Consider the following 19,932-nt stretch of genomic DNA (forward strand, 5'->3'; position numbering starts at 1 on the left):
TGTTCCCGAGCGGGGAATGGGCATAATGAGGGCCGGTCTGGCAGGCGCGGTGGAGTTTGCCCCGCCAACAGGCCGCCGCGACTTCGAAGGAAGGATTTTTACATCATGAGCATGACGGCAGAATCAAGAACACAGGACGTGCAGACAGCCGCCGACGGCGCGACCTCTAAGCCCTCCATTGGCGCCCATCCTCCGATCAACAACTCAGTCCGCGCGTGGGTCGAGGCGAAGGTGACCATGTGCCAGCCCGATCGTGTCGTCTGGCTCGACGGTTCGAAGGAGGAACGACAGCGGCTTATCCAGCAGGGTGTGAAAGAGGGCGTCTTCATCCAGCTGAACCAGCAGAAGCTCCCCGGCTGTTACCTGCATCGCAGCAACCAGAACGACGTCGCCCGCACCGAGCAGTTGACCTTCATCTGCACGCCCAACGCTGACATGGCCGGGCCGACGAACAACTGGATGGAGACCCGCCAGGCCTACACCAAGCTGCGCGGCTTATTCACCGGCTGCATGAAGGGGCGGACGATGTACGTCGTGCCGTTCATCATGGGGCCGGCGGGCTCGCCGCTGGCGAAGGTGGGCGTGCAGCTGACCGACTCGGTATACGTCGCCGTCAGCATGGGCCTGATGACCCGCATGGGCGACGTCGCCTGGAAGCAACTCGCCGCCGGCGGGCCGGAACACGAAGACGACTTCACGCGATGCCTGCATTCCGTCGGCGACGTCAACCCCGAACGCCGATTCATCTGCCACTTCCCGCTCGACAATACGATCTGGTCGTTCGGCAGTGGCTACGGCGGTAACGCACTGCTGGGCAAGAAGTGCCTGGCGCTCCGTATCGCGAGCTTCCTTGGCTTCCAGCAGGACTGGATGGCCGAGCACATGCTCCTGATGGGCGTGACCGGCCCGACCGGCGAGAAGACGTATGTCACCGGCGCGTTCCCCAGCGCGTGTGGCAAGACCAACTTCGCCATGCTCATTCCGCCGGAGAAGTACCAGAAGGAAGGGTGGAAGATCTCCACCGTCGGCGATGACATCGTCTGGATGTGGGTCGACAAGGAGAGCGGAAAGCTGCGGGCGATCAACCCCGAGGCCGGCTACTTCGGCGTACTGCCGGGGACCAACGAAAAGACCAATCCCAACGCGATGGCGTCGATGCAGAAAGAAACCATCTACACCAACGTCGCGCTCACGCCCGACGGCGACGTTTGGTGGGAAGGCAAGACCGACGTGCCGCCGCCACAGGCGATCGACTGGACCGGCCAGCCCTGGACGCCCGACTGCGGCCGCAAAGCCGCCCATGCCAACAGCCGGTTCACCGCGCCGGCGACCAACAACCCCGCCCTCGACCCCGCGTGGGACGACCCGGCCGGCGTGCCGGTGAGCGCCATCATCTTCGGCGGCCGCCGCAGCCGCACCGTGCCGTTGGTGTTCCAGGCGTTCAACTGGATGCACGGCGTGTATGTCGGCGCGACGCTAGGCAGTGAAACCACTGCCGCCGCGACCGGCGCGCAAGGCGTCGTGCGGCGCGATCCGATGGCGATGCTCCCCTTCATTGGCTACAACATTCGCGACTACCTCGTCCACTGGTTCCGCATCCGCAAAAAGATGAGCGACTGCCCGCGTGTCTTCCACGTCAACTGGTTCCGCAAGGACGACCAGGGCAAGTTCATCTGGCCGGGCTTCGGCGAGAACATGCGCGTGCTCAAGTGGATCATCGACCGCTCTCGCGGCCGTGCCTACGCCAAGGAAACCCTCCTCGGCTGGATGCCCCGCCCCAAGGACATCGACCTGGAAGGCCTTTCCATCACGCACGACGACCTGGAGAAACTGCAGGCCGTGGAGGTGGAAGAGTTCAAGACCGAAATCTTGTCACAGGAAGAGATCTTCCTGAAGCTCGCCGGCGAGATGCCGAAGGAGATGGTGTTCCAGCGGGAACTGCTGGTGAGCCGGTTGTGAGACGCGGTAGATAAATGCCCTCCTGTTCGCTACATCGCAGCAAAGAAGGTCCGTCGGCTTGCCGACGGTCCTTCCGTTTAGTGCGACCGCTATGTTCGACTACTCGAACTTATACCCCTTCTTCTCGGCCTGCTCCGTCAGCGACTTACGCACCGCTTCGTCAAACGCCTTGTCTCCGGTCAGGCCTTTCTTTTCGACCTCGGCCTTGATGTGCGCGTCTCGCTTGACGCTGATCTCCTTGATCTTCGCCTGAACCGCTTCGCGCTCCTTGGCGAGCTTGTCGATGTACGCCCGGCGTTCTTCGGGTTTGAGCTTCTTCAGCTCGTCGGGAAGCTGATCGTCCTTGAGTTCTTCCAGCTTGAAGTTCTTGTCCTTGCAGGCATCGACCAGGTCCCATCGGGCATTGCTGTACTGCGCCGCCGACTTGGCGACCGCGCGCTCGGCGGCGACCTGGCCGCTCAAGCCCGCGGCGCTGGCATCGCCGGCGGTTTGCAGCGCGAAACCGTCCTTCGCGCGCGAACCATAGCCGCAGTAGGTCTTGTTCAGGTCGCCCGACAGCTTGGCCAACTCGTCGTCGAAGGGCGTGGCGACGTAGATCGCGCCGCCGGTCTGGGCGATCTCCATGTACTGTCCGTCGGCGAGCTTGGCCATCTCGCGCCAGGTTGGCGGGGCGTTCTGGTAATCCACATCGCCGCAGTAGATCGCGTTGACGATGATCCCCTTTGCGATCGCCAGCGGGGCGGTCTTGGCGTAATCCTTGTCGGCCGGGCCCTGGCGGGCCGTCTCGTTACCGACGACGTAGATCACCTTCAGCGTCTGCTTGCCGTCGGCCCACTTCATTTCGTTGGTCGCGCGATCAACCGCAAGCCCGACGAACTCACTGCCCCAGCCTTCGTCCTTGAACGTCATGAGGTTTTTGTAGACCTCGTCCAAGTCGTCGGTCAGCGGGAAGTTTCGAAACGGGCCCATGCCGTTGCCGTAGCCGATCAGCCCGATCCGCAGCACCGGCGACGGCTTGGCCTTGGCAGTCTGGTTGACGATCGTCCAGACCTTCTGCTTAGCGGTTTCGATCACTGCGCCCATCGAGCCCGAGCAGTCGATCGCAAACACCACGTCAATATGTGGCTTGTCCGCAGCCGGCTGGCCGGCCGGCGCATCGGCGGGTTTGGGAATCGCGATCCGTTCGCCGTCGGCGGCGATCGCCGCGGGCGAAAGGGCCATGGTCGAATACAGAACCGCGGCGACGAAACCTCGTGTCAGGTGTCGCATGATGTAGCCTCCGTTGTGTGGTTAGCGTGTCCACTATTCAGACGCGCAACGATCGCGGAAGTTTCACGCGTCCACTTTGGAAAGGGGATGTCGTCACTCCCGTGTCACCTACGAAAACGGGCCGGTGCGACTCACGTCGCACCGGCCCGGATTCCATGCAGGAAAAGCTTAGAACTGAAATCGCGGATCGGTCGCCGTGTCGATCAGATCGGGGATCTTGGCCTTGCCGATCGCACCGGCGACGATCTTGCTCGCCGCATCAACGCCACCCTTGGCGAACACGCTGCCGATGACGCTGGTCGCGGGGTCGAGGATCGTATCGCCGGCGTCGAGCAGCGTGGCGTTGGCCGTGCTGAGGCCCGCCGCGATGACGGACCCGCGGACGGCGCCCTTGACGTTGATCGCGGTGATCGCCGCGGCCGAGAAGACGTCGGCATTGACGCCGGTGCCGCCCAGGGCGTTGTCCGCACCGAGCGATGCACCCGCGAGGACGACGGAGTTCTTGACTTCGCCGCCGACAAGCAGCTGGCCGATGCCGCCGCCCGCCGCCAGCGTTCCGCCGTCCAGCGAACGCAGCATGACCTTCTGTACCTTGCCCGGCGAGGTGAATGCGCCGGAGATCGTTGCTGTCTTGGCGTTGAACACGCCGATGCCACCGGCCAGTTCGACATGGCGAATGCTGACCTTGCCGTCGCCGCCGACGGTCTTGATGATGACCTTCGACGCTTCGGAGCTGTCACTGATTTCAAGATCGACCACGCTGCCGTCGTAGAGCGCCTTGCCCGTGCCATTGACCATCTGGATGGTGACGCGGGTACCGTCGTTATCGACGAACGACAGCTTGCGGTTCGAGCCGTTGACCGTGCCGAAGCGGCCCAGCAGACCGCTGCCGGGGACGTTGAGACGCCGCAGACCCGAACCGGCTTCCTGCGGGGTGTTGTTGTTCTGACCGGCACCGACGACGACCTGTCCGTTGGACTGGGCCGACGCGAACGCCCGGACGACGAGCGTGCCGATGTGCAGCGCCTTGCCGGCACCCTGGAAGCCGGAATCGACCGTCGCAACGCCGTTCACACCAAAGCTCGGGTCGAGGCTGCCGTTGGCATCCAGCACCACGATGCCCAGGCGGATGTTCGCGCCCTGCTCGCTGGTGCCGATGATGAAAATCTGCCCGGTCGGCTGCACGATGACCTGGTCGGCGTCGTCGTCGCCGCCGATGTCGACCACCTTGATGCCACCGTCGCCGAAGGTGCCGTCGAGTGATCCGTCGGCGTTCAGGCGGGCGACGGCGAAGTCGCCGTTGTGCCGGCCGGTGACCAGCAGCTTGTCGCCCTGAAGCGCGATGCCGACGGTGTTGTCCGCGCCATTGAGATCGGTGCGGGCCTTCATGCCGGGGACGTTGAGCTGACCGTCATCCGAAAGGCTGCCGTCCCAGCCGCCGCTGGCGGTTAGACGGTAGACGATTACGTTGTCGCCGGTGCTGCCGCCGCAGACGATGCGGCCGTCGGCCAGCACCGCAACGCTGGAGCAGACGCCCGGCCACGTCGGTCCGCCGGTGACGATGCCACTGGTGCCAAAGCTGCCGTCAAGTTCACCCTTGGCGGTGAACTTAACCAAAGCGAAGGTGCTGCCCGAAGAACCGACAGCGACGACCGAGCCGTCCGGCCCGATCGCGACGCTATAGGCCCGGTCATCCGAAGCGCCCAGGTTGACGACGGCCTGGCCTTGCTCGCCGAACTTGCTGTCGATCGAGCCGCTGCTCTTAAGCTTGGTGACGACGAGGTCGCCGTTCTTGGTGCCGGCGATGAAGATCGAGCCGTCGAGGCCGATCGCGACGGAGAACGCCGCTTCGTTGCCACCCGGGGCGCTAACCACCACACCGCCGCGACCGAACGAGGTGTCGGTGCTGCCGTCGGTATTGAGCTTCTTGACGACGTACTGCGACGAACCGGCGGCCAGGTCACCCTGACGGCCGACGACCAAGAGCTTGCCGTCGGCGAGGGCGGCACTGCCCTCGGCAACGAAGCCGGTGTTGAGAACACCGCCGCCGCTGAAGCTGTCATCGATAACCGGGGCGGGCGGGGGAACGGCGACATTGAACGACGAGCTGATCGTCGCGACGCCATTGCCCGAGACATCCTTCACCGCGTCCGCGTTGAGCGTCACGGTGTAGTCGCCGTTGTCGTTGATGTCCCACGAAGATCCGGGGGCCAGCAGCGTGTAGACCGCGGTGATTTTCTCGCTGTCACTGTTCGGCTGCACACTGACGCCGGTCACGGCCAGCGGCGAGCCACCGGGGCCGACGACCGACAGGTCGCCAACGCCGATCGACTGAACATCGACGCTGTCATTGTCCTGGTAGGTGACGGTCACCGTCTTGGGTGAGAAGCCGGCCTTATCGACCGCGGAAATCGGCGAGATCACCGCCGTCGGGGCGGTCGTGTCACCCGTGGGGGGCGGCGGAACAGTCGGCGGGACTGTGGGGGGAACCGTGGGCGGCACGACAGGCGGCACCACCGGGGGAACCGTCGGCGGAACGGTGGGGGGCACGGTCGGTGGAACGACCGGCGGCACCACGGGGGGCACCACGGGTGGGACGACCGGCGGCGCGATGTCCACCTTCAGCGTACCGGTGACCGATCCAACCAGGTTACCCGCCGCGTCTGCCACCATCCTGGGCTTCACGGTGACGGTATAGGCTCCGTTGTCGGTTTGGTCCCAAGCGCCGCCAACGGCATTGAACGTGTAGACCGCGTCGTACGCGTTGACGGTCGATTTGTCGTCCAGCGGGCCGACCTTTGTCACGGGCAGGGAAACGCCGTCGGGGGTCAGGACGGATACGTCGTCGATATCGATGGTCTTCAGATCGAGGCCGCCTGCGTCTTCATACCGGACGACAAGCGTGCCGAACGCTCCGCCAGCCGTCTTGATGTCGTCGAGTTTCAATGTTGCCGTCGGAAGAACGGTATCCGAGGGCGGCGGAGGCGGCGACACCAGAATGGGCGGAACATCAAGGATGGGCGGAATATCAATCGGGAGATCGCCGGCAAACAGTTGGCGGTTTTCCAGGGTTTCGAGCGTAGCAGCGACCGCGGCGGCCACCTTGCTCTTACGCGACCGCGACGACAACAGCGATTGAATGCCGGACATCTGAATACCCATAGCGTGCTCACTCCCTGCGGACTTCACCAACCCGGGGCGTTCGGCTGTCCGAATCGCCGGTACATGATGCGTCTGCGACCGCCGTTGCCATCGCCGCTTTCTCGGGCAACGATTTCAGCAACGGACGGTTTCTTGGAACGGCGAGAACTTCCGGTTACCCGGTCGCGCCGATCCGCATTATCATACCCGCACTGGCGCTGGTGGCAAACGAAACTTACGTCAATGGCCAGTCTTCTGCGTGTTCGCAAGATAAGCCACGCAAAGCGTTTACCGAAATGACACGGGGATTTCCTCGGCCGGCAACGGTAGCCCTGAAGAGGGTAACGTTCTGGCACGGCGGCAGTAACAACAAGGCGAACGACGAGAATCATCGCCACCGGAGCAGGATTCATGAATCAGATAGCTCGACAACTTGCAATGTGGGGCGGATCACAAATTTCTTCGTCGCGGGAATTTGATTCGGCGGCAGCAATGCCTGGGCACCAAAATCAAGCCCGTTCACGTCTCGGTTGCCCGCCAGGTCTTCGTGGCACTGCGGTCGTCTTATTGTTCGCGATCGCAGCGATGGTCCCAAGCCCCACCCACGCCGCTGCGCCGTCGCCCGACTTCGTCACCACCATCCAGCCGATCTTCGCGGCCTCGTGTATCGAATGCCATGGAGCGACCAAGCAGAAGGGTGGCTTACGTCTGGACTCTCGGGCGGCCGCGATGAAGGGCGGCACCACCGGTGTTTCCATCTTGCCGGGCAAGGGGGCCGACAGTTACCTCGTCCATCGCCTGAAGGGCCTCGGCGATGAGCCGAAAATGCCGGAAAAGAAACCGGCGCTGTCGGCCGAGCAGATCGCCGCGGTGGTCGCCTGGATCGACGCCGGCGCGGTTTGGCCCGACTCGGCCGCGGGAGAGGCGACGGCAGGCGTCACGCATTGGTCGTTCCGCAAACCGGTTCGCGTCGATCCGCCGGCCACCGCTCAGCAAGGATGGGTTCGCAACCCGATCGACGCTTTCGTCCTGGCGAAGCTCGAAGCGGCAAAGCTCAAACCGTCAGCCGAGGCCGTAAAGGAGACGCTCCTCCGCCGAGTGCATCTCGACATCACCGGCCTTCCACCGACGCCGGCGGAGATTGACGCCTTCCTCGCCGACAAATCACCCGATGCTTATGAGAAAGTCGTCAACCGCCTGCTCGATTCGCCGGCTTATGGCGAGCGCTGGGGCAAGCACTGGCTCGACCAGGCCCGCTATGCCGACTCCAACGGCTACTCCGTCGACGCCCCGCGCGAGATCTGGAAGTACCGCGACTGGGTCATCGATGCGATCAACCGCGACCTTCCGTTCGACCAGTTCACCATCCAGCAACTCGCCGGCGACCTGCTCCCCAAGCCAACGCTCGACCAGAAGGTCGCCACCGGCTTCCACCGCAACACGATGATCAACCAGGAAGGGGGGATCGACCCGGAACAGTTCCGCGTCGAGGCGGTCATCGATCGCGTCGGCACGACCGGGACGGTGTGGCTCGGACTGTCGATCGCGTGCGCCCAGTGCCACAACCACAAGTTCGATCCCATCAGCCAGAAAGAGTACTACCGGATGATGGCGTTCCTGAACAACCAGGACGACGCGACGCTGAAGCTGGCCGACGCCGCCCAGCAGAAGGCCCACGCGGCGAAGCTCAAGGCCGCCGAGGCCGAGTACAAGAAAATGGAAGCCGAAGCCAAGGCGTCGCCGGATGGCGGCAAATCGCGCGCGGTCGAACTTGGCATCCGCAAGAGGGAATTGGCCGACCTCAAGAAGCAGACCGGCCCGAGCACGATGGTGCTCGAAGAGCGCAAGACACCGCGTGAGAACTTCCTGTTCATCAAGGGAGACTTCACCCGCCGGGGCGAAGACGTCACCCCCGGCACACCGGCGGTGCTGCCGCCACTGGAATCGAAGCCTCAATCCACCCCCAACCGCATGGACCTTGCGAACTGGCTGGTGAGCCCTGAGAACCCGCTGACAGCACGTGTGACGGTCAATCGGATGTGGATGCGCTATTTCGGCCGCGGCTTGGTCGAAACCGAGAACGACTTCGGCACCCAGGGCACACCGCCGTCGCACCCGGAACTGCTCGACTGGCTCGCGAAGGAGTTCCAGCGTGTCGGCTGGAGCCAGAAGTCGATGCATCGGCTGATCGCGACATCGGCGACTTACCGTCAGGCGTCGCTCGCGCGGGCCGATCTGACCGAGGCCGATCCTTACAACAAACTGCTGGGAAGGCAGAACCGTTTCCGGCTCGACGCCGAGATCGTCCGCGACGTCGCGCTGAGCGCCAGTGGATTGCGCGTCGATAAGGTCGGCGGGCCGAGCGTCTTTCCGCCGATCCCCGCCGGCGTGATGGGCCTGGGGCAGGTGAAGCGCGAGTGGAAGCCGAGTGTCGGCCCCGACCGCTATCGCCGGGGCATGTACACCTTCCTGTATCGGGCCACGCCGCACCCGCTGCTCAGCGGCTTCGATGCACCCGACGGCACGAGCACGTGCACCAGACGGCTTCGGTCCAATACGCCGTTGCAGTCGCTGATGACGCTGAACGACGAGGCGTTCGTCGAGTTCGCCCGGGCGCTGGCGACCCGCGTTCTCGTCGGCGGCTTGGCGGATACCGACGACACATCCCGCATCGCAGCGGCGTTCCGCCTTTCCACCGGCCGAGTCCCGGACGCCCAGGAGCGGCAGATCCTCGCCGGTCTGCTCGCCAGGCAGCGGGCGGCGTTTGCGGCGGATATCAAAGGAGCGGAATTGTTGTGCGGCGGCGTGCCACCAAAGGGTATCGAGAAACCCGACTTCGCCGCGTGGATTATCGTCGCCCGCGCCGTTCTTAACCTTGATGAGACAGTGACGCGGGAGTGACCAGGCGAAAGCCGCGACCGACTTACGCGTGAATCGGCTTCATTGTGGTGCAGCCGTCCCGGCTGCGTTTGCAGGCGGGACGCCTGCACCACAATCGCGTCATTCTGCACGGGCAGTTAGAGCGATTCGGTCTTGATCGATTCGACGATCCGCGTGGCCACTTCGACCGCGGCCAGGCCGTGCTCCACCGTCACTTCAGGTGTCGTCTTATTCACGACGGCGCTGATGAACGAATCGAGCTCGGCGCGGAGCGGTTCAATGTCGTCGATCTGGAGTTCCTCGATCTGCACGATCTCGTCAAACTTCACCTGCGACAGATCCCGGATCTCGCCGGCACGAATCTTCGTCACCGTCTGGCGAATGGCCTCGAGGTTCTCGCTGCGGCGAGCGACCATGCCATATCGCTTCTGGTAGTCGATCGAGACGTACGCGTCGGGGCTGAAGACGCGGAGCCGGCGTTCGGTCTTGAGCGCCAACCGGCTCGCCGTCACGTTGGCGACGCAGCCGTTGGCGAACGTCAGCCGGGCATTGCAGATGTCTTCCACGTTGCCGATCACACTGACGCCGGTGGCATCGATGCGGCTTACTTCGCAGTCGGCCAGGCGAAGCACGATATCGATGTCGTGGATCATCATGTCCAGCACGACGCCGACATCGATGCTGCGAAACGTCAACGGGCTGATACGGGTGACTTCGATGAACCGCGGCTTGATGCCCAAACGTCCCATCGCCCGGACGGCGGGGTTGAATCGCTCGATATGACCGACCTGGACTGTTACGCCGGTCTCTTTGGCGACGGCGGCGATATGCCGTGCGTCGGCGACGTCTTTGGCGAGCGGTTTTTCGATCAGGCAGTTGACGCCCGCCCGCATCAGCAATTCGCCGACAGTGCTATGGAAAACGGTGGGGACGGCGATCGTCGCCGCGCCCAGGTTGGGGTTGGCCGCGAGCAAGTCCTGCGGGTTCTTGAACGCGCCGCAGTTGTATTGCTGCGCGACGGCCTCGGCCACGCCGCTGTCGGCGTCGCACACGCCGACCAGCTTGACCTGGGGCATTTCCGAATAGACGCGGGCGTGGAGCCGCCCCATGCGACCGCAGCCGACGACCGCGACCGGGATCCGTTCCGATGGACTGATTTCAGGCACACTCACTCTGGTGGACTTCCTCTGTTGGGTTGAGCGCGGATGGTAACAGGGACCGGTGCGGAAGTCTCATCAACCGACGTGTGGCAAAAGATCCGGCTTCGTACTGCCTGGCCCGCCGGCAAAGCGCAACGGCGGCGTGATCGCTGAACACACAGCTCGCGGGATTCGATGGTGATCCGGATGAGTGAATGAGCCGACAGACGGCGTGTCGCCTTGCAAGCGGCGGCAACACGCCGATGGGGAAGCCCGATCGATAGAGAAGGGACCTGCGGTCCGACCACTAAACAGGCTGGGCCGGCGCGGTTTCGGAGACGGGAGAGGGCGAGGGAATCGCTTCAGCGACGACTTCAGCAGCAGGCGCTACCGGGTCGACAGGATTGACGACCACCTCGGCAGGGTGCACGTCCGGTGCCACCGTTGGCGGCAGCGGTTCGGCAAGCTTGTTCCGCTGGGTTTCCAGGTAACGCCCGTGTTTGCCCTGATTGCGACGGGTCAGGAACTGCAGCAACTGGACGACGTTGGGATTCAGCCCCTCGACGCCTTCGAACTCGCGCATCGCCGTCAGGAGCGGACGCTTTTTCAGGAACAGCTTGCGGAACACCTCGTCGACCGCCGCGATATCGACAGCGCTCATACCCGATCGCGCCATCCCGACCTTATTGAGGGCGCGGATCTCGTCCGAGCCGTCAATCTTACAGAACGGCGGGACGTCATGATGGACCCGGGCATAGCCCGAGAGATACGCGAAGTCGCCAATCGAGACGAACTGGTTCACACCGACGCCGCCGTTCATCACCACGTAGTCGCCGACGACAACGTGGCCGGCAATCATGACGTTATTGGCGACCACGCAGTGGCTGCCGATCAGGGCGTCGTGGCCGATATGGCTGTTGACCATGAACAGGTTGTCGTCGTCGATCCGGGTGAGGCCGCCGCCCTTTTCGGTGCCGACGTGGACCGTGCAGGCTTCGCGGAATGCGTTGCCGGTTCCGATGATCAGCCGGGTCGCCGCGCCCTTGAACTTCTTATCCTGGGGGGCGGTGCCGATGACCGAATTCGGGAAGAAAATGTTGTCACGACCGATGGTCGTGTTGCCGGAAACCGTGACGTTATTGTGCAGGATGCAGCCGGCGTCGATCTTGACGTTCGGGCCGATGACGCAGAACGGGCCGATCTCCACGTCCTCCGCAATCTCCGCGGCCGGGTCGATGATCGCCTTGTCGCTGATCTTCCGGTCTTCTTCGGTAAAAAAGCGGAAGCTGAACAGATTGCGGAACCACGCGGGGCGTTTGGTCTCCGAGGTTTTTCCGTTGCGATGTTCCATCCGCGTATCGGTCACGTCGCCGTAGGGAGAACTGGGGGAAAGAAAGGTCCGCGATGTCTTGGTGAATCCGAGCACGTTCAATTGATCGGCTCGGGGCTGCGTTCCTCGTGAACTGATTTATCGGGCGTTACTCTCGATCGCAATTTCGGTCGCCTGAAGGCAGATCGAACGTGGTTACACCGGCTCGGCATCCACCAGCATAAACTTAATGTCCGCTTCGCAGGCCAGCTTGTCGTTAACGAAGGACTTGCATCGCACATGGCCGGTTCGGCTCTTCACCCGCACGGCGACTGCCTCCAGGATCAACTGGTCACCCGGAACCACGGGGTGACGCATCTTCACCTTATCCATACTTAAGAGAATCGCAAGCTTTCCTGTATGTTCGAGCTTGCGGCTCAGCAAAAGCCCGCCAAGCTGGGCCATCGCTTCCACGATCAACACACCGGGCATGATCGGCGTGCCCGGGTAGTGACCTTGGAAGAAGATGTCGTTGAACGTCACATTTTTAATCCCGACGGCCTTCTCACCGTTCTTGGTGATTTCAAGCACGCGGTCCACCAGCAGCATCGGGTAGCGGTGCGGCAGAATCCGCTGAATACGACGGATGTCCATCTCGGCGTCGCGGTGCACCAGGTTCTGACGCTGGTGCGATTCCTCCTGCTCGAGCAGTCGCCGCGCCATGATGTGGTTCAGCTTGTGCCCGCTCTTGCACGCAACGATTCGCCCGCGGATGGGCCTGCCCGTCAGATAGAGGTCGCCGATCAGGTCGAGCAGCTTGTGCCGGCCGCATTCGTCCGGAAAGCGGAAGACGTTGTCGATCGGACCTTCCGGCGAGATGACGAGCAGTTCCTTAGGCGTCAGATGCTTGCCGAGCCCGCGGGCGCGCAGCTCCTTGGCCTCCTGCTCGAAGACGAACGTCCGGGCGGGCGCGATCATCTTGGCAAAGTCTTCGTCGCCGAGCCGGAAGCTGACCAGTTGCCTCCCGACGGGCGCGGGAGCCTCGAAGTCGTACAGGATCTCCAGGCAGTCGGTCGGCCCGGGCAGGGCGGCGATGGTGGCGCCGTCGAGCGAAACCTGCACCGGCTTACGGATGATCAACGGCTCGATCTCCGCTTCCTGATCCACGACACCCGCTTCGAGGATCGTGTCAACGAACGGCTTGCTGCTGCCGTCGCCACCGGGAAGCTCGCCAATTTGCCCGCCCGACACACGAACGACGGCATTGTCGACGCCCAGGCCCGAAAGGGCCGCCATGCAGTGCTCGACCGTCTCGACGAACAGCGTGCCGTTCTTGAGACAGGTCCGCCTCGGGCGATTCATGACGTTCTGAACCAGCGCGGGAATGACGGCGGCCTTGCCGTCCTGTTCGCGCACGAAGGTAATGCCGGTCCCCTCGTTCGCGGGCGCGACGGTCAGCGTGGTCGGTTCGCCCGAGAATAGGCCCGGACCCGTAAACGATGCCTCTCTGGAAATTGTGCGTTGCCGGTTGTTCACGGACAGGTGTGGACTCTCGTTTCAGCTGGGGTCTCACAGGCATCCTACCTGTGGCAATATCACGGACATCTGGTCCGTGCTACGCTAGCCCGACATAATACAGGTAATCGCGATAAGTAGAAGCGTTCGGCATCCTTGAGGAGGATTCATGTTCATTTCCAGGCATTTCGCTCACATTGTCGCCTCGCTGGCGAGCCTTCTGATCGTGGCGTCGGCCGGGGCGGCCGAGTTTAAGCCGCCGGCAAAGGCCAAATTCAAGCTGTTCCTGCTCGTGGGGCAGTCCAACATGGCTGGTCGCGGCACCGTCGAAGACCAGGATAAGAAACCGCACCCCAGGGTCGTCACGCTCAATAAAGAAGGCAAATGGGTGCCGGCGGTGGATCCGATTCACTTCGACAAACCGACGATGACCGGCGTCGGCCTGGGGACCACCTTCGGGAAAGTCGTCGCCGAGGCCAACCCGGACGACATCATCGGCCTGATCCCGTGCGCTTTCGGAGGGACGTCGATCGCGCAGTGGTCGCCGGACAAGCCCGACGGCCTCTACGCCGATGCGATCAAGCGGGCCGGCGTGGCGATGAAGGACGGCACGCTCGCCGGCATTCTCTGGCACCAGGGGGAAGCCGACAGCAAGAAGACCGACACCTACGCCGCCAGTGTCGGCAAGCTTTTCGCGGCGTTTCGAAAGGACCTTCATTCACCTGACGTGCCCGTGGTGGTGGGACTGCTCGGCGAGTTTTTCGCGGGAAAAGATGCCATCAACACGGTGTTGAGCGACCTGCCTAAGAGTATTCCGCACCTGGCGGTGGCGGATTCCAAGGGGCTTGAACACAAGGGCGACAAGGTTCACTTTAACGCCGCCGCATATCGCGAGTTCGGAAAGCGGTACGCCGCGCAGTGGATGAAGCTCGCCGCAACCGACGCGAACAAGAAGTAGCGCCAAGAGGCACGAAGGAAGGTGTCGCTGAGATTTGGAATCGCTGGCGAAGGTTCTCAAGGCCAGAAGGCCTCAGGACCGATAACCTTGGAGTGCCACTGCTACAAGCTCGCCCCAACCCGGTCTCCGCCCAGCAGCAACGCCTTCAGCGGGTGCTCAAGCTGCACGTACCGGTCATTGTCCGCCTGGCCGACCGCAAGATCCTCCTGAGCGAAGTCATGCGGCTTGGCGTGGGGGCGATCATCGAGTTCGTCAAGAGCAGCAGCGAACCGCTGGAACTGATGATCAACAACAAGGTCGTCGGACAGGGGGAGACGGTGAAAGTGGGGGAAAACTTCGGCCTGCGCATCACCAAGGTGGGGGACCCCAAGGCCATCCTCAAGGCGATCAGCGGACGGTAGGCCGTCTCGGCCACCTCCAAAGCAAAGCGATCGCGAAGCCGAGGTATCTTCCGAAAGGTCGTTCGCCGGGGGTTCCTCGTGCGTTCAAACCTTCGCATTCATTTGCCATCACTCGGTTGGGTTGCGGCTTGATCGTGAATTGGGATGTTGCGTTCATACTCCTGCCTCACATGATCCAGCAATATCCGAGCGGTCTTCCTCTGCCTTCGGATCGTTGCATCGCTACAATGCGGCGGCTGTACGTTCCGGGCTGATTTTCGCATGGACCAACCTTACCTCGACATCAATAACGCCGGCGGACGACGGCAGCTTGTCCTGCGCGACGAAGCGATCACCATCGGTCGTCACGCCGACAACAAGCTCGTCCTGGCCGACCACATGGCCAGCCGGTTCCACTGCGTCATCGAACGGCGGGGAGCGCAGTTCGTCCTGCGTGACCTGGGGGCCAGCAATGGGACACGCGTCAACGGCCAGCTCGTCCGAACGGTCGCCCTGGCACCCGGCGATGTCGTGACGATCGGATCGACGAACCTGGTTCTTGTCCTGCCAGGCACCGACTTTTCGCCGGGCGTGGCGTCGGCAGTTCCCGACGACGACGCCACTGAAGAGATAGAGGAACTGACCGAAGCCGACATGGTCGAAGAGCTGACCGAGGCCGACCTTGTCCAAGACATCGAAGAACTCGACCTGGACAATGTCGACCGCATCCCACTGCTGCTGGACGACAGCGACGAAGAGATCATCGAGCTGGATAACCCGCTGCCGGACGTGCCGACCGGTGCACCGCCGACCCTCGTACAAGGCGGGTTGGACGACTACGAATCGCGCCTCTGGTCAATGGCCGAGGCCCAGACCGACCGGTTCTTCGGCGAAGCCGATATTGCGATCCTCGATTGTAAGGGGCAGGTGCAGCACGCCGCCGGAAAGCCGATCGGCCCCGGCGAGCGACAGCCGCCGGATGTGCTAAGGCTGCTGCTGTTGCTCTGTTTCCGCAGCCGGGCAACCGACATTCACATGGAGCCACGCGAGGGCAGCTTCCACTGCCGTATTCGCGTCGATGGCGTGATGGTGGATGTCTGCGATTTCCCCGCATCGATGGGCACGCGCATCGGCGGGGTGGTGAAGGTGTTGTGCCAGATCGATACCTCGCAACGGAACATCGTGCAGGAAGGGCACTTCGCCGCGACGTCGCCCGGCCGCGACCGGCAGGTCCGCCGGGTGGATTACCGCGTCAGCTTCGCGCCGGCCGTCACCGGACAGAAGCTGGTCGTACGAGTGCTCGACCCGACCACCGCGCCGGCAAAGCTGGCCGACCTGGTCTTGCCGAAAGATCTGGAAGAGGCGCTGAACGACGCGATCGAACAGGATTCGGGCATGGTGCTGGTGTGCGGGCCGACGGGCTCCGGCAAGACCAGCACGCTGTATGCGCTGGTTCGCAGCATCGACGTGCAGCAGCGCAATGTGGTGACGATCGAAGATCCGGTGGAAATCCGGATCGAGAACGCGACACAGATCCCTGTGGACGAAGAGAAGGGTAACACGTTCCCGACGCTGCTCCGATCGGTCCTGCGGCAGGACCCGGATGTCATCCTTGTCGGCGAAATCCGCGACGCCGAGACGGCCCGGGTGGCGATGCAGGCATCCATCACCGGGCACCTGGTGTTCTCGACGGTGCACACGAAGGACGCGCTGGGCACGGTCTATCGGCTGCTCGACTTGGGCGTCGAGCCGTACCTTTTAGCTCAGGGCTTGCAGGTGATCATCGCGCAACGGCTCGTGCGGCGGCTCTGCCCGGCATGCAAACGTGCAACGCTGATGACGCCCGAGCAGCGAACAAGAATCGGCCCGCAGGCCGAAGGCGTGACGCACCTGTACACGCCGGTCGGTTGCGCCAGATGCCTGGGCACCGGGTATCACGGCCGACTGGCATTCTTCGAGATGCTGCGGGCGACGGACGATCTGCGCGATGCCATCAGCCACAGCCCGTCCGGAGCCGACCTCCGCAAGGCGCTGGAGAAATCGCCGTTCACGAGGCTGATTGAGTCGGGCCGAAAGCTGGCGTTTGAAGGACTAGCCGCGCTGGACGAGGTAGAGAAGGCGGTAGGGCGGTAGGCAGTCGTGATTCGAAAGACTTTGAGATCGTGGATTTCAGATTTGAAATCGGAAATGTTTCTGTCCAAACATGATTGAACCTGTCGCCCATCCCGTCCGCCGTCGCCCCTTCGGCCGCTTGTTGCGGTCGTTTGGCTATGCATTCGCAGGGGTGGGGTACCTCTTTCGCACGCAACCCAACGCACGCATTGAACTGGCGTTCGGCATCGCCGCGCTCGGGATGGCAACCTGGCTAAACATCAGCCGGGTCGAGTGGGCCGTGCTTATCCTGACCATCGCCGCAGTGATCATCCTCGAGGGATTGAACACCGCGATCGAGGCCGCAGTGGACCTGGCAAGCCCCGATATTCACCCCAAGGCCAAGATCGCCAAGGACGTCGCCGCCGGCATGGTGCTGATCGCCGCGATCGCGTCTGTGGGGGTGGGGCTGCTGATCCTGGGGCCGCCGTTGTGGGAGAAGGTGATGTAGGGACTCCACCCCGACCAACGCTCGTTACGGGAATCGCTTCGGCTGTCGGCGGCTACCATGACGCACCGTAAGCACGCGAACGACGCGTTCGATGTCGAACACGCGATAATAAATTACAAAAGGCGCGACGGGCATCGATCGGACAATCTGGCTCGGGTCACGGTGCGGTCGAAAGACTTTGTATCGCTTGGGCAACAGCGCAAGAGATGTGCAAGCCTTCCAGAGCATGTCGATGACAGACGCCGCCCCCTGGTGTGAACGGTCCTCAACGTAATCAACGATGCGATCGATATCGTTGAACGCCGTCTGTTGGACGATGACCCGGTACTGAACAGGTTCTTCTTCCCCCATTTCACGCACCCAAGTGCTTTGCACGAAGGCGACGGAACGCCTCTTCGACGGGAATCCCCTCGCCGCGATCGACCTCCAGATTCGCGCCTTCGATTGCCGCTAGAGTCTGGTCATCGAGCAAGGTGGAATCGTCATTGTCGGCGTCGTTCAAGACCAGAAGCGCGGCACGAACGGCCTGGTCAGGCGAGTCGTGGCCATCGCGGCGCATCCGCTCTTCAAGGAGCTTCTCAGTCTCTGTACTCAGTGTAATGGTGGTCATGGGTGGGGCCTCGGCGTAATTGTACGAAATGTTTCAGCGATTTTGCTACCCAATCTGCACCAGCGCCATCGTATCCCCAAACCGTTTGAGCAACGCCTGCCGAAGGTGTTTGAACACCGTTGCCGTCAGGCGTGGGTCGGTTTTCAGCATCGCCAGTGCGTCCTCTCTCGCCTGATGAAGCAGGATCAGCTCGCTGCTCAGGTCGGCAAGTTTGAACTCGGGCAGGCCGTGCTGGCGGGTGCCGAAAAACTCGCCGGGGCCGCGAAGTTTCAGGTCGGTCTCGGCGATGTCGAAGCCGTTGGTGCTCTGGCATAGCGCACGAAGGCGCTCCTCCGCCGACTCGGTGCGCGGGTCGCCGATCAGCAGGCAGAAAGACTGTTCCTTCCCCCGGCCGACCCGGCCGCGAAGCTGATGTAACTGGCTCAGGCCAAACCGATCGGCGTTGTCGATAACGATCACCGTCGCGTTGGGCACGTCGATACCGACCTCGATCACCGTCGTCGCGATCAGCACATCGTGCTGCTTCTGGCGGAACGCCGCCATCGTCGATTGCTTGTCCTCGGTGCTCATCTGGCCATGCAGCATCGCGAGCTTCAAGCCGGCAAGCGGGCCGGTGTTCAGCCGTTTGTGCTCGGCGACCACGCTCTTGGCGTCGTCTCCGCCGCCGGTCTCATCCACCTGTGGGACGATCAGGTATGCCTGATGGCCGAGCGAGACCTGCTTCTTGATGAAGTCATACGCCTGCTGCGCCTGCGCCGATGGCAGCCAGCGCGTCTTAATCGGCAGCCGGCCCGGCGGCAGTTCGTTCAGCGTCGTCACGTCAAAGTCGGCAAAGTACGACAACGCCAGCGTTCGCGGGATCGGCGTGGCTGTCATGATGAGATAGTGCGGCGACATGCCCTTGCTCTTGAGCAACCCGCGCTGCCGCACGCCGAGCTTGTGCTGCTCGTCCACCACCACCAAGCCCAGGTTGGCGAACTCGATGTCTTCACCCAGCAGCGCCTGCGTGCCGACGGCGATGTGCACCTTGCCGTCGCCGAGCGCTTTCATCAGCGATCCCTTGCTCTGCTTCTTGGTGCGGTGGGTGAACAGTTCGATTGAGACGGCCGAGTTTTCGAGGGCTTTGCTCAGCGTCAGGTAGTGCTGCTCGGCGAGGACTTCCGTCGGCGCCAGCAGCGCGGCCTGCAGCTTGTTCGCGACCGCTGTCAGCATGCCGTAGAGGGCAACGACCGTCTTGCCGCTGCCGACGTCGCCTTGCAGCAGCCGGTTCATCGGCTGGCCGGACTGCATATCGCGGGCAATCTCGTAAACGGCCGACTCCTGCGCCTTGGTGAGCGTGAATGGGAACCGTTTGCGGATGCGTTCGTCGAGCAGCTTGTCGATCCGCAGCACCGGCGCGGTAATCGCCTTGCCGCGCAGGCTCTTGCTGATGCCCAGCGCGAGCTGCATGAGCATCAGCTCGTCGTACACCAGCCGTCGGCGGCCCTTCTGCGCCTCGGCGAGATTGGCCGGGGCGTGGATGAGCCGATAGGCCTCGCGCCGGCCGATGAGATCGTGCTTCCAGAGCAGTTCGGGCGCGAACCACTCTTCCACCTCCGGCAGCATCGCCGGCAGATGTTCCTGCACGAAGTTGGCGATCGCGTCGCTCGTCAGCTTCACGCTCGCCGGGTAGATCGGCCGAAACCGGCTTTCGGTCACGCGCTCGGTCGCCTCATCGACCTGCGACCACTTGGGGTTAGAGATCGAGGGAATGTTCTTGAAGTACTTCACCTTCCCCTGCACCCGAAGGTGCATGCCCGGCACGATCTTCTTCTTCAGCCAGGCACCGTTGAACCAGACCAGCGCCAGCTTGGCGGTGCCATCGAAGATCGTCGCCTCGAACCGCGGCCGCGGATGCATCGGCGTGTAGTTAACGGCGACGACTTCCCCGCGGGCGATGTGCACCTGGTCGGCGACGAACTCTGCGATCGGCAGCTCTTCCGATTCGAAGCGGTAGTCGCGAGGGAAATATTCGAGCAGGTCGCCGAGCGTTGAGATTTCGAGCGAGGCAAACGCCCGCGCGAACGACGCCGACACGCCCGCCAGATCAGCGATGCGGCGGTCGAGGACGGAGGTTGTCGCGGCGGGGACGGCGTTCATGTAGGGTCCGCCTTGGCGGACGCGACCCCTT

General features: G+C 63.1%; 14 protein-coding genes. 6 read left to right on the plus strand and 8 right to left on the minus strand.

Translation table 11 applies throughout. From position 1 onward, the window contains the following. The first annotated feature begins 105 nt into the window (after positions 1 to 105). Complete coding sequence (locus IPV69_RS20075; RefSeq protein ID WP_206291502.1) at positions 106 to 1,959, plus strand: phosphoenolpyruvate carboxykinase (GTP); 1,854 nt, start codon at positions 106 to 108, stop codon at positions 1,957 to 1,959. 99 nt (positions 1,960 to 2,058) lie between these two features. Here the strand turns inward: IPV69_RS20075 and IPV69_RS20080 are convergent, their stop codons facing one another. Further along, complete coding sequence (locus tag IPV69_RS20080) at positions 2,059 to 3,228, minus strand: vWA domain-containing protein (protein ID WP_206291503.1); 1,170 nt, start codon at positions 3,226 to 3,228, stop codon at positions 2,059 to 2,061. A 168-nt stretch (positions 3,229 to 3,396) separates the two neighbouring features. Next, on the minus strand, positions 3,397 to 6,390 hold the full coding sequence (locus tag IPV69_RS20085) for an NHL repeat-containing protein (protein ID WP_206291504.1): 2,994 nt from the start codon (positions 6,388 to 6,390) through the stop codon (positions 3,397 to 3,399). A 564-nt stretch (positions 6,391 to 6,954) separates the two neighbouring features. On the opposite strand from IPV69_RS20085, the gene IPV69_RS20090 reads away from it, so the two are divergent. Further along, positions 6,955 to 9,270, plus strand: coding sequence for a PSD1 and planctomycete cytochrome C domain-containing protein (locus IPV69_RS20090; protein WP_206291505.1), 2,316 nt, complete (start codon positions 6,955 to 6,957; stop codon positions 9,268 to 9,270). Between the two features lie 116 nt (positions 9,271 to 9,386). Here IPV69_RS20090 and IPV69_RS20095 read toward each other — a convergent pair whose 3' ends face one another. The 3 genes from IPV69_RS20095 to fabZ form a co-directional block, all read right to left on the minus strand. Continuing rightward, positions 9,387 to 10,421: a Gfo/Idh/MocA family protein gene (locus IPV69_RS20095; protein ID WP_206291506.1), complete on the minus strand. Its 1,035-nt coding sequence runs from the start codon at positions 10,419 to 10,421 to the stop codon at positions 9,387 to 9,389. 274 nt (positions 10,422 to 10,695) lie between these two features. Next, a complete protein-coding gene (gene lpxA / locus IPV69_RS20100) occupies positions 10,696 to 11,814 on the minus strand; it encodes an acyl-ACP--UDP-N-acetylglucosamine O-acyltransferase (RefSeq protein WP_241180026.1) in 1,119 nt (372 codons plus the stop codon). Between the two features lie 99 nt (positions 11,815 to 11,913). Continuing rightward, positions 11,914 to 13,233 carry a 3-hydroxyacyl-ACP dehydratase FabZ gene (fabZ, locus tag IPV69_RS28000; protein WP_206291508.1) on the minus strand — a complete coding sequence of 440 codons (1,320 nt, stop codon included), beginning with the start codon at positions 13,231 to 13,233 and terminating at the stop codon, positions 11,914 to 11,916. Between the two features lie 148 nt (positions 13,234 to 13,381). On the opposite strand from fabZ, the gene IPV69_RS20110 reads away from it, so the two are divergent. The 4 genes from IPV69_RS20110 to IPV69_RS20125 all read left to right on the plus strand — a co-directional run bounded on the left by IPV69_RS20110 (position 13,382) and on the right by IPV69_RS20125 (position 17,152). Then, positions 13,382 to 14,170 carry a sialate O-acetylesterase gene (locus IPV69_RS20110; RefSeq protein WP_206291509.1) on the plus strand — a complete coding sequence of 263 codons (789 nt, stop codon included), beginning with the start codon at positions 13,382 to 13,384 and terminating at the stop codon, positions 14,168 to 14,170. Between the two features lie 92 nt (positions 14,171 to 14,262). Next, positions 14,263 to 14,571, plus strand: coding sequence for a FliM/FliN family flagellar motor switch protein (locus IPV69_RS20115; RefSeq protein WP_206291510.1), 309 nt, complete (start codon positions 14,263 to 14,265; stop codon positions 14,569 to 14,571). Positions 14,572 to 14,832: 261 nt separating this feature from the next. Beyond that, positions 14,833 to 16,683, plus strand: coding sequence for an ATPase, T2SS/T4P/T4SS family (locus tag IPV69_RS20120; RefSeq protein ID WP_206291511.1), 1,851 nt, complete (start codon positions 14,833 to 14,835; stop codon positions 16,681 to 16,683). Between the two features lie 70 nt (positions 16,684 to 16,753). Further along, positions 16,754 to 17,152, plus strand: a complete 399-nt coding sequence (locus IPV69_RS20125) for a diacylglycerol kinase family protein (protein WP_206291512.1) — start codon at positions 16,754 to 16,756, stop codon at positions 17,150 to 17,152. A gap of 24 nt (positions 17,153 to 17,176) precedes the next feature. Here IPV69_RS20125 and IPV69_RS20130 read toward each other — a convergent pair whose 3' ends face one another. From IPV69_RS20130 to recG, 3 genes are read right to left on the minus strand one after another with little or no spacing between them, the layout of a single operon-like run. After that, complete coding sequence (locus tag IPV69_RS20130; RefSeq protein WP_206291513.1) at positions 17,177 to 17,527, minus strand: type II toxin-antitoxin system RelE/ParE family toxin; 351 nt, start codon at positions 17,525 to 17,527, stop codon at positions 17,177 to 17,179. Beyond that, a complete protein-coding gene (locus tag IPV69_RS20135; RefSeq protein ID WP_206291514.1) occupies positions 17,505 to 17,762 on the minus strand; it encodes a hypothetical protein in 258 nt (85 codons plus the stop codon). The genes IPV69_RS20130 and IPV69_RS20135 overlap by 23 nt, the downstream gene beginning before the upstream one ends. A 45-nt stretch (positions 17,763 to 17,807) precedes the next feature. Then, a complete protein-coding gene (gene recG / locus IPV69_RS20140) occupies positions 17,808 to 19,901 on the minus strand; it encodes an ATP-dependent DNA helicase RecG (RefSeq protein WP_206291515.1) in 2,094 nt (697 codons plus the stop codon). Positions 19,902 to 19,932: the final 31 nt, after the last annotated feature.

The organism is Humisphaera borealis (assembly GCF_015169395.1).
Classification (GTDB): Bacteria; Planctomycetota; Phycisphaerae; order Tepidisphaerales; family Tepidisphaeraceae; genus Humisphaera; species Humisphaera borealis.

What these genes read in the sequence shown, in the direction of transcription:
- IPV69_RS20075 (WP_206291502.1), top strand. Translation starts at nt 106, where the DNA reads ATGAGCATGACGGCAGAATCAAGAACACAGGACGTGCAGACAGCCGCC.
- IPV69_RS20080 (WP_206291503.1), bottom strand. Translation starts at nt 3,228, where the DNA reads ATGCGACACCTGACACGAGGTTTCGTCGCCGCGGTTCTGTATTCGACC.
- IPV69_RS20085 (WP_206291504.1), bottom strand. Translation starts at nt 6,390, where the DNA reads ATGGGTATTCAGATGTCCGGCATTCAATCGCTGTTGTCGTCGCGGTCG.
- IPV69_RS20090 (WP_206291505.1), top strand. Translation starts at nt 6,955, where the DNA reads ATGGTCCCAAGCCCCACCCACGCCGCTGCGCCGTCGCCCGACTTCGTC.
- IPV69_RS20110 (WP_206291509.1), top strand. Translation starts at nt 13,382, where the DNA reads ATGTTCATTTCCAGGCATTTCGCTCACATTGTCGCCTCGCTGGCGAGC.
- IPV69_RS20120 (WP_206291511.1), top strand. Translation starts at nt 14,833, where the DNA reads ATGGACCAACCTTACCTCGACATCAATAACGCCGGCGGACGACGGCAG.
- IPV69_RS20125 (WP_206291512.1), top strand. Translation starts at nt 16,754, where the DNA reads ATGATTGAACCTGTCGCCCATCCCGTCCGCCGTCGCCCCTTCGGCCGC.
- IPV69_RS20135 (WP_206291514.1), bottom strand. Translation starts at nt 17,762, where the DNA reads ATGACCACCATTACACTGAGTACAGAGACTGAGAAGCTCCTTGAAGAG.
- recG (WP_206291515.1), bottom strand. Translation starts at nt 19,901, where the DNA reads ATGAACGCCGTCCCCGCCGCGACAACCTCCGTCCTCGACCGCCGCATC.